Origin of the sequence: Solibacillus sp. FSL K6-4121, assembly GCF_038002585.1 — a bacterium.
GTDB classification, from domain to species: Bacteria; Bacillota; Bacilli; order Bacillales_A; family Planococcaceae; genus Solibacillus; species Solibacillus faecavium.
The window spans coordinates 687,084-701,378 of record NZ_JBBOCS010000002.1 but is presented as its reverse complement, the minus strand read 5'-3'; the positions used below and the strand labels follow the sequence as shown (position 1 = coordinate 701,378).

The window sequence follows — 14,295 nt, the reverse complement described above, 5'->3', positions numbered from 1 at the left end:
ATTGGGAGGAGGGTATGAAAAAAATAATTTTATTGAATGTCCTATTTTGCATATTAGTTATTTTTATTAGTAACTATTATTTTAATTCAAAATCCAAAGAAGCAGTCGCATACTTCTATGCAGAAAATAATATTGAAACTAATTACGATATAAATAAAGAAAATTTGGAACCAAAAGAAATCAACTATCGCTTTGGAATGGGGCTTTTTGAAATAGAAATTATTGATGTAGCAACCGAAACGCTATATTTCTTTGAAGTAGATATAACGGACGATTTCACTTTATATTATATAAAAGACCTTACTGATCTTTACAATAGAAATTTGAACGATTAGGAGAAATTATAGAATGAATACGGAAATATATCTTGTAAGACACGCCCATTCAGTTTTTGATATAGAAAACGAAGAATTTAGAGGCTTATCTGATAAAGGTAGAAAAGATGCTGAAAAAGTAAAAGAAATATTAAGTTCGGAATCCATTGATCATATCGTATCCAGCTCATATGTAAGAGCAATTCAAACTGTAGAAAGTTTATCGAAATTGATTAATAAAGAAATTGAAAAGGATTACCGTTTTAGAGAAGGTTGTTTAGCTGCTGCCGACTACATATTTGAGGATCCAGTCGAAGCGTTTAAATATTCAATGGAAAATCCAGATTTCTCTTATCCGGGCGGGGAATCATGCAATGAGGTGAAGGAGCGCGGACTTGCCGCACTAAATGAACTATTACATAAATATAAAGGGAAAAAGATTGTCATAGGAATTCATGGAAATATAATGTCGAATATTATGCATCACTTCGATCGTACTTATTATTTTAATTTTTGGAAGTCTACAACAAAGCCTGACATATATAAACTAACTATTAGTGAAAGTAATCAATTACTAAATACTGTTAGGTTATGGGAAGAAATCTGAATATCACGAATCCTGATAAGCTAATTATTGTATTGAAAAATTAAACTGCCCTTACACTTGTTTAAATCTAACAAATGTAAGGGCTGTTTTTTTGTGGACCCTATAGTTCTACTTTTTTTATTTTATGAGCATAAATCGTTTATTTTTTGCAATGAGCAGAGTAATAATAAGTACAATAGCAGCTGATATCGCTAATAATTGAATGCCTAAAAGGTAATCTAAGGATTCACTTGCTAAGAAAAAGTTATATTGTTTTGAAACGATCCTTCCAACTTGAATATAAGAGGTTGGAACTTTTTCAATATCCCAAAAATAACCGACATTACGACTTAAATAAAATCTTTCACCAAAAATTAAAAGAGTACCGACAGCTAAATTCACCATTTCATGACGGAATAACACGCTGCACAGTATTACAACCGCAATAACAACGAGGAACCACATCAAAATAAGTGCAAGTGATTGAGCTAAAAATGTACCGAGTGTCATCATGTCAAAACTGCCTACTTGTTGCCATTCCGATATGTTTGTAAAGACGGGAGAAGGTAGCTGAAAATGACCAAAGCCTGATTGCATACCGATTACTACAAAGCCTACAAGTAACGGGAGAAACAATGCCAGACTGCCAATATAAGCAACGAACATTTTCGAAAGCAGCTTTTTCCAGTCGGTTAAAGGAAAGCCCTTTAAAACGGAAGGATGAAGGCGGTCTTTCAACACAACATCGATTGCCAATAATAAGGCACAAGTAATTAATATAATTGGCAATGGGCCGTTTAGTAAGCGCTCAACGGTTTGTAATGCTGTGCGTTGTTCAAACTGGTTAATGGATAAATTATAATTTGCTTTGGCATAAGCCCCGTACCGTGCATATTGCTCTAGCGAATTATAAAAGCCTCGATCAAATGCCAATTCTCGTTGTTTCATATAGTAGCGTGAATTGTACGAGAGATGCTCGTTGTAATAAGTCATATAATTTGTCTTAAAATACCATTCACTTGTTAACTGAGCATATTTTTTCAAATCAACTGTATCAAGTGCGTCTAATCTGGCTTTGTCCAATGGATTGACTTCACTGAACATATGGTAGGCCTGTATTGTCACAGGGTGAATATCTTCATTATCTCGTTTCTCTATGCTTTCAATAAACTCTTGTCGTGTTAAATAACGCGCTTCGATTTCTTCACGATCTACCTTTTCTATCGGATCATAGGCAGGAGCTACTTTATACGCATAAAAAAACGCAGCAAACGTTAAAAGAATGTAGATGAATATGTTTTTCTTATTCATAAAAAAGTGCTTAAATTCTATTTTTAAATATTCCCGCATAATGTTCCCCCTAAGATGCTAAACCAACTAAACGCTATGTAGTAGGTAAGGCATAGTCTCTTCCTGTTGAAATACACACTCATCTCACTTTCTATTTATTTTTTATAATATTGTTATAATTAATAGAATAATCAAAGTTTCAAAATTTTACAAATATATGGTATATAAGTATTGTATTAAAGAAAATAGAACACCATTTTTAAAAGCCTATCTTTATAACGGGGTGTCATCATTCCTTAATAAGACCACAAGCAGCGCGTTATCGATATTAATTGACTTCTGCTTATATTATTCTTCCAAATTATAACATATAATTACATACTAAAGTTCCGAAATGTCGCCGAAGAATATAAAGCAGTATGCGAAAGGAGCATTATCTGTTTGAACAAAAGTAAAATATTATGGGGTATGTCAATTGTACAGTTTTTGGCGATGCAAATATGGTTCAATTTCTCAGCCGTTATGCCTGTAATTGAAGAAGAATGGGGGCTAACCTCTTCACAATCAGGGATTATTATTGCCTTTTTTCATATCGGTTATGTCGGGGCTATTATATTTTATAGTTTATTAATAGACAAATATAATCCTAAGTACTTTATTGTAATAGGAGCATTAATAGCTGGCATTTCAGGAATTGCTTTTGCCATTTTGGCAGAAGGGTTTTGGCTGACATTGTTGTTAAGAATGATTTCAGGGATTGGTATAGCAGGGATCTATGTGCCGGGAATGAGAATTTTGACAGATTTATTCCCTGTACATAAAAGAGGCGAGGCAGTAGGAATATATGTAGGCTCATTAGTGGTAGGTTCCGGATTTTCATTGCTCGTTTCGGGATTTTTAATCGAATACATTGGTTGGCAAGGTGTCATATTCATTACATCTTGTTTAAGTATTATCGGTTCAATGATAATGGTTTATATAAAGATTCCTGATCTAAAAAGTGGGGAGAATGCACTTAAATTTCAATGGAATGTAATGAAAAAAGTGTTGAAAAAGAAAAATCTTCTCGTCAACGCAGGCTATGCAGGGCATTCATGGGAATTATATGCAATGTGGGCATGGATCGGTCCATTTCTAGTTTATTATTTTGGCGTTCAAGGATTAGCACAAACGGAAGCGATTCGGTATGGAAATATTACTGGTGCGCTCGTCATAATGGTCGGAGGAATTGCAACATATGTGGGGGGAAAGCTATCTGATCAGTTCGGTCATATTAAAGTGGCAAACTTCTTTTTAATTATTAGTATTTCGTGTTCACTAATGATTGGCTGGTTAGATTTTGTTCCTATGATCCTTATGTTCATATTGCTATTGATTTATGGTTTTTCGATTGTAGCAGATTCACCCATTTATAATGTAGCGATAACAAACGTCTCTGATCCGGAAGTCATTGGATTAGCTTTAGGTGTCCAGTCAGTTATTGGATTTACAGTAACCATTTTTTCTCCCATGATATTTGGCTTCTTATTACAATCATTTAGTTGGGGAATAGCTTTTACGGTCATTGGCCTCGGTACAATTATTTCGCCTATATGTATGCTGGCCTTGAAAAGGCAGTAGTGTTTAAACCCAAATAGTAAGGTGAAAAAATGAATGAGAATTTTATTCGACTTATACTTTAAGTTCTTTTTAATAAATTCAATCATAAAACTATACAAATTATAACGCTAGAAATTTCCTATCATCGTTAACGGGAGTGGCATGGAACACTCTCAAATACAGGTAATATTCCATTCAGTACTGTCTAAACAATAAAAGGACATAACATATTAAAAAATGTATTTTGATATGAATCATTAACAATCGACCAGGAGGTGCTTGTTCAAATTTCTATAAAGACAAGAAAGTTTTGTCCATGTACATTATTTGTCTTTATAACTTTCGTTAAAATGAATAGAATACCAAGGTTTATTTTTTTTGCAAATATATGGTATATTATGTGTAAATTCAGTTAAGTTAAAATAATTCATCTATGATTAAACCAGTTTCCAGAACGGAGTGGGTGGCCAATATACTGAAAAATTAGTAAAGGATAGGGGGAATCAACTTCGTGTGGAACTATTTTAAAATTGAGTTGAAACATTTTTTTTTAAACATAAAAAACTTGGCTGTGTATTTTCTGCTTACTTTCACGACACTATTTTATGTAATTCAAATTGTCCCTAATTACGATCCAATAGAAAGTGTAAACAAGAATGAAATTGAGGCACGTTATTTAACGCGTCAGGAGTTTCTGGATGGAATCGAAGGGCAGGATTTAAAAGGCGCACATCCTTCTTTACTGTATGCGATCGATGTCTTTAAAGCCATTAATCCTATTGATAAAGGAAGACTAGATGCTTTAGAAGAAGGAGATTTAACAAAATATGCTGAATTGACGCGTGATTGGTATTATATTACGAACGCTACTACATATAGAAATGAATTATTTTCATATAACCCTAAGTACTATATTAACAATGACGGATATGCTGATGAAGATGCCTTTTATGCTTATTTAGAACAAGTGGCTCGCTATGATGCTTATTCGAAAGCAGATTATGATTTAACTATTGATGCATTTGAACAAAGGACAGCATTTCAAACATTGGAACGTCTTTTAAAAGATATTCTACCAATCATCCTATTTGTTTGTGTCTTGCTTTTGGCTGTAGATATCGTAACTAAAGATCGACGTCATCCATCCATTATTAAAGGAATTCCTATAACTGACTGGAGAAAGCTGCTTGTCAAAATGATTGTCGTGTTTATAGGTTCCTGTGCTTTACTTGTTCCATTAGGATTAGGTTTCCTTGTTATAGGCTTCCAAAATAGCTTTGGACATTTCCATTTACCATCGCCAGAGTATGCAGCTCATTTAGACTACTTAAAAGATGGCAAATTTGAAATGATGACATTAGCTCAATTTTTATCGAAATCGGCCATTTTACTTTTTGTATGGATTATTGTCATTATAAGTGGCGCGGTTTTATTAAGTCTTATATTTCGTCAAGAAATGGTTAACTTATTTGCTGGCTTACTACTTATTTTTGGAGAAAATATTTATTTCAGTCGTAAGGTGGGGAATTTCTGGGATGTACAAAACTTTCCGACGTCATATATTCAAGTGGGACAAATCGTATCTAAACAGCGAAATTTCTATTACTTGAACAATTATTTAGATTGGGGATTAGCCTTACAATTATTGGCCCCAATAGTAATCATATTAATTATTTCCATGTTCTTTATTACAAAAAATAAACGATACATGCTTATAAAATAATGTAAACAACTCGATGAATCGTCATAAGATGAATATTTAATGATAATGAGGGTTAGATTTAAAAAAGAAATGAAAGCTATATTTAATTACAATATTTGAAAGACAAGACTTGTTGATTATCTAAAAAAAAAGCAACAAGTCTTGTTGTAAATGGATAAGAAGTTGTTTATATCAAGCTCAAAAATCTATATTCGATTTAGATATTAAAATTGAAGAGGAATTCGTAAGGGAATGAGAAGGACATATATAGTACAATACATTTTAGGGACACGGTCATAATATATATTATAGGAAGTTGAATCTCGTTTCAAAAGTATACTTATAATAGTGAGACAAAATGCGAAATTAAGCCTTGAGTTAGTTGAATTTATTTTAAGTCTAAATCCAGCTAACTCAAGGTGTTTTTTAATTAAATAAATATTTAATTGTATATGCTTTTTAATAATTAAATCTAACTTGCAATTTATATGCAGCAATACTTTAGAATCTAGTTAACTTAGTTTAAAAAATATAAAGTTCTAGAACTTTAAGCTGCTGGAACAAACTTTCTTGATCATTTTCATCAAGTGGCTTGCTGATCTTTAATAACTAACATATTTGATTCGTCGAATTCCCAATCTTCACCGTAAGCAACTTCCCAATAGTAGCCGTCAAGATCTGTGAAATATCCACCGTAACCGCCCCAATCAGTATTTTTAGGCTCTTTTTGAATGATTGCACCAGCAGATTTGGCTTTATTGATTATTTCATCAACTTCTTCAATTGATTTAGCATTATAAGCGAGTGTAATTCCTGTAAAACCATTTGAAATAGCTGGTGGGTTCTCTTTATTAATATCTTTTGCAAGCTCTTCCAATGGATACAGTGCAATTCTAGTACCTTCATTTTTGAAGAAAATAATTGCAGGGTTTGATTCTGTTCCTCTAATCGATGTATGAAATCCTAGACTTTTAAAAAAATTATGAGACTTTACAATATCTTTTGTTCCGAGTGTTAAAAGATTTAATCTATTCATAGTTATCCCCCGTTTTTGATACATTTAATATTGTATTTCAACATTTTTTCTAAAAATCCTTTCTTCATTCGACAATAGCTATTTATTTTTGATTTGTATCAGCAAGCTACGGGAAACATCAATACTAATACTTTTGTCAAAAACAGTTATTTGCTTATCCCATTGTTTTTCGATAGCTGGGATATATGGCTCTATATAAAATAATGGCAGGACTAATTTTGCAGACTCCTTAAATTGAACCGGTTTGCGATTCGTAGTCATTTGTAGCTGGATACCTTTATTTAACTCCAACGAGACTGTTAGCTGCCTAATTGGCTCGTTGATGTACAATTCGACTCCATCCGCGCTCTTGAATGCAATTAGATCCTCCGTGTTACTATTAAACGTTGCAAGATAACTATCACCAAGAGACATCATGGAAATGTTCGTATACCGCGCATCGTCAAATTCAGCTATTTGAAGACTTTCAGTTACATCCACAGCCGTTTCGATTGCAATCATTTCCTGATCGCCATTCGCATACGTCACAACAAGTTCATTGGTTGTTTTATGTATCGCATGTATCGGGTCCGTACTACATTTCGTTAATTCAGCCGTTTTAGCATCATATGTATAAAGTGTAGCCCCGTCAGAATGATTCACCAAATACACAAGCTCGTTCGCATATGTACAATATTGAACACGAATATCAGTAAGCTTTCTCGTTTGCAAAGTTAGCGGATCCATCGCTGTCAAATAAGCCGTCTTAGGATGCGGATAAATAAGCGTATCACCAGCAATACACACATCATACAAAGAATGCAGCGCATTAAACCGTTCACTCGTACAAGGTGGATACAAATCCAGGTCCCAATGATGATTTTTAGCAATTTGTTCATCAGTTAATAGAAAATAACGATATCGAATTTCATGATGTTCCAACACATGGCCAATATCATCCCATGTAACATCTATGTGATACCATTGGCCATCAATCTCCACCATATTCCACGCATGACCGGCATCACCTTCCCCATCAGCCTTCCCTATTACATAATGACAAGGAATGTGCAGTACTCCCATCATCTTTTCAAATAACAGCGCATACGCCATACAAACTCCGCGCTTTTCTGCCATAAACGTAGCTACTGAAAATGGAGAACCTTTTGTATGAAGTTCATAGCTATAGGTTCTAACAATATAATCATGTACAGCAATCACCTTTTGAAGTGATGGCATGTTAGGTGTAGTAATATCCTGAAGCACTGATTCAATTTCTTCAAGCATCTGTTTTTCATCTTTCCGATTCATTCGGTAACTTAGTGTAAAATCCACCTTCACACGATTTTTGGACAAACTGCGATAACGATAACTACGATTAGCACAATGTTGTGTATAAAATGCTTTATACACATGACTTTGTTCAAATGCATCATCCAGTATTTCATGCAATGGCTTTGGTAGATGTCCATTAATAATAAGAGAAAACTGTTTATCAAACCGTTCCATATGCATCGTTAACACTGCTAGCAGCTCTTCATACGTAATTGTCGTTGTTTTAATGGACCCTCCTTTTTGTTTAAATGCTTCATAACTTATAAAATAACTTTTCAATTTTGATTCCTCATTCAAATTCATTTTCTATTACATAAATTTCAACAGACTTACCTTCCATCGTAATTACCTTCTCAAGCTTCATTCCATTTTTAAGGGCAATTTGCTTTGAGCCTGTATTCCCTACCTGAATTGCCGATACATACCGTTCCAGATACATTTCTTCATCTGCATACTGCTTTAATGCCCGTGCCGCTTCAAAACCATACCCTTGCTGCCAATAGTCTGGTGCTATCCAGTAACCAAGCTCCATCTCGAAAGCATCATCAATAATCTGTGCAACCATTCCGGCATGCCCTATGAAATCCCCTGTTTCTTTATGGATCAATTTATGTAAACCATAATCACCAAAGTTTCTGTATTGTTCGAGCATACGTTCAATTAAATGCTTGGCATAAGCTTGATCTTTTACGTGACCATCTCCGATAAACTGCATGACCCGCGCATCCGTTACAAGCACTGTTACAATTTCTACATCTTCCAAAGTATATTGTTCAAAACGTAATCGTTCAGTTTGAAGATTTAACATACTTTACCACCCTTATGATATTTATTTGCTCGATGTTTAAAAAAATACGGGATATTATAAAGTTAATATCAAATATTTATCATTTTAACCCTTCTCAATGTTCAATTAGAGCTTTATTTTTTAAAACTACTGCTCTTATCATAACATCACTATGAAAAGAAATTTTTTTATTTTTATCAATATCAAAATTTTATCATTTCGCTGTTGTTATAGTACATAATATACCCTCACGCTTTTATTAAACGTCATCTATTATATTAGAGTAATGAAATGTAATATTATGCTTTATGTATATATTTTTCTTTTTAATATTTGTTTTTTGTTAATTATGAATTTAAAATAATAATTCACCTATATATATTTAAATAAAACGACTTGAATATTCTTCAAATAACGTATTAATTCTACTTCATACACGGTCATACATTTTTAATTATTCTGAAAAATTGTTATTGCATTATAAAGTATTCCCTCTTACAATGATTACTATTAACGGTTTCAGAAAGTAATATTCCGTTTAAAACAGAATAATAATTCATAAGGGGGAATTCCGTTGGGCAATTCAGGGGAGAAATACTCAGCGAAACACGATGCAATCAACTATGATGCAATCGATCGTATGGAAACATTTAATCAATTTGTAAAGAAGAAAAACACATTTTTATTCGGTATAACTATAACATTTTTGACATTTTATATTCTTTTACCGGTTTTAGCGTTTACACCTGTGTTACAACAGAAAGCGATTGGTAGTATCACATGGGTTTGGGTTTACTCACTTGCCTTATTTATTATGACAATCGTGCTTTGTACACTTTACGTAAAAATGGCAGCAAAGTTTGATAAAACTGCAGCTGCTGTTTTACAGGAATATAAAAAGGCAGGTGCGCAACAATGAATTTAGTGTCAGCAAGTTTCTTTCTAGGGATTGTCGGTTTAACATTAATAGTTACCTATATTGCAGCAAAAAGAACTTCATCTGCAAGTGACTTCTACACAGCCGGTGGTGGGTTAAAAGGTTGGCAAAACGGATTTGCTATTGCTGGGGATTATTTATCGGCAGCTGCGTTTTTAGGGGTATCCGGTGCCATTGCATTAACGGGCTTTGATGGCTTCTTCTTCTCTGTCGGATATGTAGTAGCAAATTTAGTTCTTCTATATATAATTGCAGAACCGATGCGTAATTTAGGTCGCTACACTTTAGCGGATATGCTGACAGCACGTTTCAATGAAAAGCGAATTCGTGGGGTTGCTGCGACAGGAACTATTATTATCGTCATTTTATATATGATTGCACAATTAGTAGGTGCAGGTGCTTTAATTAAACTGTTATTCGGTATTGAGTATTGGTTAGCCGTTCTTATTGTTGGAGTTATGATGACTACCTACGTATTATTCGGCGGAATGACAGCGACTAGCTGGGTTCAGATTATTAAAGCTGGTCTATTATTATTCGGTACAACATTGTTAGCATTTTTAGTATTTGCCAAGTTTGATTTTAATTTAGTGAAAATGTTCGATACAGTAAGTACAAATTACGGGGATCAGTATTTAGTGCCAGGCGTTAAATATACTTCGACAATTGATTCAGTATCGATGATGCTTGCATTAGTGTTGGGTACATCCGGTTTACCGCATATTTTAATGCGATTCTTCACGGTTAAGGATGCTAAAACGGCACGTCAATCAATCTCTTGGACTACTTGGATAACAGCTATTTTCTTCTCGTTAACGATTTTCCTAGGCTTTGGTGCGATGCATTTCGTAGGATTTGATGCCATTATTGCGGAAAACTCTGCAGGTAATACAGCTGCACCACTATTAGCTGAGTTTTTAGGCGGCAATATTTTATTATCCTTTATTTGTGCCGTTGCCTTTGCAACAATTTTAGCAGTCGTATCTGGACTAGTATTAACAGGTGCTTCTGCCATTTCACATGATATTTATGGTGAAATCTTAAATGATGGTAAATTAACAGAGAAACAGCAAGTACTAGCTGCCCGAATCGGTTCTATTTCAATTGCAGTAATTTCTATTCTATTAGCATTATTTGCACAAAGCTTAAACGTATCGTTCTTAGTGTCATTTGCTTTCTGTATTGGTGCTTCTGCAAACTTACCGGTTATTCTTTACACAATCTACTGGAAAAAGTTCAATGCCAATGGTGCGGTTGCTGCAATGGTGACAGGTCTGGTTTCATGTTTAGTATTAGGTGCACTTGGACCAAACATATGGAGCCCAACAGGTAATGCTATTTTTGTAGGAGAACCACTTGTAAACTTGGCTGTACCAGCAATTATCACTATCCCACTTAGCTTCTTTGCAGGTTATTTAGGCTCTATATTAACGGCAAATAAAGTTGAACAGGCAGAAGCAGAACGAATTTATAAAGAAATTCGCGTAAAAGCACATACAGGCGTTTCTGTGCAGGATGTTTCACATTAACTTTTATTAAGTTACAAATAAATATAAAAAACTGTCCCGAAATTTTTACGTTTCTAGGACAGTTTTTTTACTTTTTATACCATTTAACTTATGAATATAACTTTCTGAATAAACAGAAAATCGTTTTTTGAAAAGTAAATTGTTTTTCGAATATTACTATTTCTTATAAAAACATATAATATTTTCTTATCATAAATTTCAATGAAATAGCAAAACCCCCTTTTCAATATTCTTCGCAAAACGTTGATTTATCTAGCTTTCTATACATTAAACGAATTTCAAATAACAAGAAAATGATTTGTTATGTATCTTTTTTTCTCTATTAAACTTATTTTTTCAAAAAGTTTTTTTACATAATTTCTTTAAAAAGTATTGCAATTTTGTTACAGCTAAAATAGAATGAAAATGTAAATTCCTAATAGAGAATTTTACGTACACGAAGCAGTAATATTAATCACAAACGGGGGTATGTTTATGGGGAATAATCAAAAGCCAATAATTGATTATGAAAGAATCGCATCACAGCAATCATTTAAGCAGCTTGCGAAGAAAAAGAATTTATTTCTATGGACAATGACGGCAATCTTCTTAGCACTTTATATGTTATTACCAATCTTGACGTCATTCACTGAAATTCTACATCAAAAAGCAATCGGCAACATTACATGGGTTTGGATTTATTCAGCTGGTCTATTCATCATGACATGGAGCTTCGCACACTTCTATGTAGCACGTGCAAACAAGTTTGATAAAGAAGCGAAATCAATCATTGCAGAATATGAAGGAGGTCGCTAATTATGAATGGAATGAGTTTTACAGCGGTCTTCTTCTTCGTAGCAATCGTAGGTTTAACTTTAGTTATTACATGGTGGGCATCAAAACGTACTTCAAGTGCATCAGACTTCTATACAGCTGGTGGCGGTTTAACTGGTTGGCAAAATGGACTCGCAATCGCGGGTGACTATTTATCGGCTGCATCATTCCTAGGTATCGCCGGTTCGATCGCTTTATTCGGTTTCGATGGATTCTTCTTCTCTATCGGATACTTAGTAGCTTACTTAGTAGTTTTATATATCGTAGCTGAGCCATTACGTAACTTAGGTCGATTCACTTTAGCAGATATGATTACTGCACGTTTCGACAAAGCAAAAGTTCGTGGAACAGCAGCTTTATCTACTATTACAATCGTATTATTCTACATGATCGCACAGCTTGTTGGTGCTGGTGCCCTTATTCAATTACTATTAGGTATTGAATACTGGATGGCTGTACTTTTAGTTGGTGTCATGATGACGACATACGTATTATTCGGTGGTATGACTGCCACTTCTTGGGTACAAATTATTAAAGCCGTACTATTAATGTTAGGTACTATTATTATCTCATTCCTAGTATTAGCAAAATTCGACTTCTCTATTGCAAAAATGTTCACTGAAATGACAACTGTAACAGAGCATGGTGAAGCATACTTAAATCCAGGTTTACGTTACACAAATGGTATTGATACAATTTCAATGCTAATCGCGTTAGTACTTGGTACAGCGGGTCTTCCACATATCTTAATGCGTTTCTTCACTGTAAAAGATGCGCAAACAGCTCGTTCTTCTGTAATTTGGGCTACTTGGATCGTTGGTTTATTCTATGTATTAACTATTTTCTTAGGTTTCGGTGCTGCTGCATTCGTAGGTAAAGAGACAATTGTAGCTGCCAACCCGGCAGGTAACATGGCTGCCCCACTATTAGCACAAGCTCTTGGTGGCGACATCCTCTTCTCATTCGTATGTGCCGTGGCATTCGCAACAATTTTAGCGGTAGTAGCAGGTCTGGTACTTTCCGGAGCATCTGCCCTATCTCATGACATCTATGGTCAAATCGTTAAAAAGGGTAAAATCTCTGAAAAAGAAGCTGTTAAGGCAGCGCGTATCGGTTCAATCATAATCTCTGTAGTATCAATCCTTTTAGCGCTTGGTGCTCAAACATTAAACGTAGCATTCTTAGTATCGTTAGCATTCTGTATCGCGGCATCGGCAAACTTACCGGTAATCATTTACACAATTTACTGGAAACGCTTTAATACAACAGGTGCTGTTTCAGCGATGCTAACAGGTCTAATTTCAGCATTAGTTTTAGTAGCGGTATCTCCAAACGTTTGGAATCCAGAAGTAGGTAAAGCAATCTTCGTAGGTGATCCGTTAATTATGTTAACGAACCCAGCGATCATTTCCGTACCTCTTGGCTTCTTAGGCGGATTTATTGGTACATTAATGTCGAAAGAAGTAGACGCTGTGAAATACCGTGAAGTTGAAGTTAAAGCACAAACGGGTATTTCTGTACAAGATATTTCTCACTAAAAAGATCCTTCCTACTTTGTTGAGTTGAGGGAAAACGATCAGCCCCTAACTTTGTTAGGGGCTGATTTTTTATATACATTTCTATTGTGAGCTCTCCCCTATTTTATAATGAGGAGTGAAGACGATGACGATTGGACAACATATCCGGGTACTGTTTTGTGTCGTTATTATGGGCTGTATAGTAGGGTTTGTGCTTAATGGCGAAGAAACAGCTACTTCATCCCCTTATATTGATTTTGTAAAAGCACAGCAATGGCCTTTTAACGAAGAATTGTTGATTGCTGATGTATTTGATGGGCATTATGAAATAACGTATTGGGAGTACTTTACTGCACGCACAGGGCAGCACGTTGTACAGTTGACAGGAACGAATGAAGAACAACAAGATATTTATCAGTTTGTTGTGGAAGAAGATTATTCGGACTTTACAATTGGTGCTGTAAAGCAAAATAATATTTTGTTAACACCTGAAAGGAAATGGACTTATATAAAAAAATTAGTAACTGAAAAAGCGTCAAATACCGGAGAAATTCTTGCCGGTTTTTGACGCTTTTTCTATTATTTTATCAATTAAATACCAGAAAATTATTTAGTCCATGTTACAATAGAAAAGCAGCATCCAGCTGACTCCTTTTGTAAAGGAGGTGTACTACTGTGTCTTATCCATCACGCAAAGAAAAGGCTAAGGCTGCTTCGGAAAAGAAGCGTAATGAAAAACTCGCCATTTTTCGTTATGTGACAGACTTATTTCGTCTTGTCGATACGATTTATCGTTTTTTCCGAATGATGCTGTAAAAAAGTATTTTCACCACTTAGACTAGCCACCTAAGTGGTGTTTTTTATTTATATA

General features: G+C 34.5%; 14 protein-coding genes. 10 read left to right on the top strand and 4 right to left on the bottom strand.

The window, feature by feature from the left end:
- The first annotated feature begins 14 nt into the window (after positions 1-14).
- Both MHH95_RS12880 and MHH95_RS12875 read left to right on the top strand, forming a co-directional pair.
- The gene (locus MHH95_RS12880) at positions 15-335 is read left to right on the top strand and encodes a histidine kinase (protein ID WP_339216584.1); all 321 of its coding nucleotides are present in this window, start codon (positions 15-17) and stop codon (positions 333-335) included.
- 13 nt (positions 336-348) lie between these two features.
- The gene (locus MHH95_RS12875; RefSeq protein ID WP_340727905.1) at positions 349-921 is read left to right on the top strand and encodes a histidine phosphatase family protein; all 573 of its coding nucleotides are present in this window, start codon (positions 349-351) and stop codon (positions 919-921) included.
- 117 nt (positions 922-1,038) lie between these two features.
- Here MHH95_RS12875 and MHH95_RS12870 read toward each other — a convergent pair whose 3' ends face one another.
- Complete coding sequence (locus MHH95_RS12870) at positions 1,039-2,250, bottom strand: ABC transporter permease (protein ID WP_340727904.1); 1,212 nt, start codon at positions 2,248-2,250, stop codon at positions 1,039-1,041.
- Positions 2,251-2,631: 381 nt separating this feature from the next.
- Here MHH95_RS12870 and MHH95_RS12865 point away from each other — a divergent pair, with 381 nt between their 5' ends.
- Positions 2,632-3,810, top strand: coding sequence for an MFS transporter (locus MHH95_RS12865; protein WP_340727903.1), 1,179 nt, complete (start codon positions 2,632-2,634; stop codon positions 3,808-3,810).
- Between the two features lie 550 nt (positions 3,811-4,360).
- Positions 4,361-5,512, top strand: a complete 1,152-nt coding sequence (locus MHH95_RS12860) for an ABC transporter permease (protein WP_340728763.1) — start codon at positions 4,361-4,363, stop codon at positions 5,510-5,512.
- A gap of 562 nt (positions 5,513-6,074) precedes the next feature.
- Here MHH95_RS12860 and MHH95_RS12855 read toward each other — a convergent pair.
- The 3 genes from MHH95_RS12855 to MHH95_RS12845 form a co-directional block, all read right to left on the bottom strand.
- Positions 6,075-6,527, bottom strand: a complete 453-nt coding sequence (locus MHH95_RS12855) for a VOC family protein (protein WP_340727902.1) — start codon at positions 6,525-6,527, stop codon at positions 6,075-6,077.
- Positions 6,528-6,605: 78 nt separating this feature from the next.
- Positions 6,606-8,144 carry a transglutaminase domain-containing protein gene (locus MHH95_RS12850; RefSeq protein ID WP_340727901.1) on the bottom strand — a complete coding sequence of 513 codons (1,539 nt, stop codon included), beginning with the start codon at positions 8,142-8,144 and terminating at the stop codon, positions 6,606-6,608.
- On the bottom strand, positions 8,131-8,649 hold the full coding sequence (locus tag MHH95_RS12845) for a GNAT family N-acetyltransferase (RefSeq protein ID WP_340727900.1): 519 nt from the start codon (positions 8,647-8,649) through the stop codon (positions 8,131-8,133). Before MHH95_RS12845 ends, MHH95_RS12850 begins: the two co-directional genes overlap by 14 nt.
- A 553-nt stretch (positions 8,650-9,202) precedes the next feature.
- Here MHH95_RS12845 and MHH95_RS12840 point away from each other — a divergent pair.
- From MHH95_RS12840 to MHH95_RS12815, 6 genes are all read left to right on the top strand, one after another.
- Positions 9,203-9,547, top strand: a complete 345-nt coding sequence (locus MHH95_RS12840) for a DUF485 domain-containing protein (protein WP_225231124.1) — start codon at positions 9,203-9,205, stop codon at positions 9,545-9,547.
- Positions 9,544-11,094, top strand: coding sequence for a solute symporter family protein (locus MHH95_RS12835; RefSeq protein ID WP_191699017.1), 1,551 nt, complete (start codon positions 9,544-9,546; stop codon positions 11,092-11,094). Before MHH95_RS12840 ends, MHH95_RS12835 begins: the two co-directional genes overlap by 4 nt.
- A 474-nt stretch (positions 11,095-11,568) precedes the next feature.
- Complete coding sequence (locus tag MHH95_RS12830; protein WP_191699018.1) at positions 11,569-11,889, top strand: DUF485 domain-containing protein; 321 nt, start codon at positions 11,569-11,571, stop codon at positions 11,887-11,889.
- An 11-nt stretch (positions 11,890-11,900) separates the two neighbouring features.
- Complete coding sequence (locus MHH95_RS12825; RefSeq protein ID WP_191699421.1) at positions 11,901-13,445, top strand: solute symporter family protein; 1,545 nt, start codon at positions 11,901-11,903, stop codon at positions 13,443-13,445.
- A 124-nt stretch (positions 13,446-13,569) separates the two neighbouring features.
- Positions 13,570-13,992, top strand: coding sequence for a hypothetical protein (locus MHH95_RS12820; protein WP_340727899.1), 423 nt, complete (start codon positions 13,570-13,572; stop codon positions 13,990-13,992).
- Positions 13,993-14,099: 107 nt separating this feature from the next.
- On the top strand, positions 14,100-14,240 hold the full coding sequence (locus MHH95_RS12815; protein WP_191699020.1) for a hypothetical protein: 141 nt from the start codon (positions 14,100-14,102) through the stop codon (positions 14,238-14,240).
- The last annotated feature ends 55 nt before the right edge of the window (positions 14,241-14,295 follow it).

What these genes read in the sequence shown, in the direction of transcription:
- MHH95_RS12850 (WP_340727901.1), bottom strand. Translation starts at nt 8,144, where the DNA reads ATGAATTTGAATGAGGAATCAAAATTGAAAAGTTATTTTATAAGTTAT.
- MHH95_RS12845 (WP_340727900.1), bottom strand. Translation starts at nt 8,649, where the DNA reads ATGTTAAATCTTCAAACTGAACGATTACGTTTTGAACAATATACTTTG.
- MHH95_RS12870 (WP_340727904.1), bottom strand. Translation starts at nt 2,250, where the DNA reads ATGCGGGAATATTTAAAAATAGAATTTAAGCACTTTTTTATGAATAAG.
- MHH95_RS12820 (WP_340727899.1), top strand. Translation starts at nt 13,570, where the DNA reads ATGACGATTGGACAACATATCCGGGTACTGTTTTGTGTCGTTATTATG.
- MHH95_RS12875 (WP_340727905.1), top strand. Translation starts at nt 349, where the DNA reads ATGAATACGGAAATATATCTTGTAAGACACGCCCATTCAGTTTTTGAT.
- MHH95_RS12825 (WP_191699421.1), top strand. Translation starts at nt 11,901, where the DNA reads ATGAGTTTTACAGCGGTCTTCTTCTTCGTAGCAATCGTAGGTTTAACT.
- MHH95_RS12835 (WP_191699017.1), top strand. Translation starts at nt 9,544, where the DNA reads ATGAATTTAGTGTCAGCAAGTTTCTTTCTAGGGATTGTCGGTTTAACA.
- MHH95_RS12880 (WP_339216584.1), top strand. Translation starts at nt 15, where the DNA reads ATGAAAAAAATAATTTTATTGAATGTCCTATTTTGCATATTAGTTATT.
- MHH95_RS12855 (WP_340727902.1), bottom strand. Translation starts at nt 6,527, where the DNA reads ATGAATAGATTAAATCTTTTAACACTCGGAACAAAAGATATTGTAAAG.
- MHH95_RS12830 (WP_191699018.1), top strand. Translation starts at nt 11,569, where the DNA reads ATGGGGAATAATCAAAAGCCAATAATTGATTATGAAAGAATCGCATCA.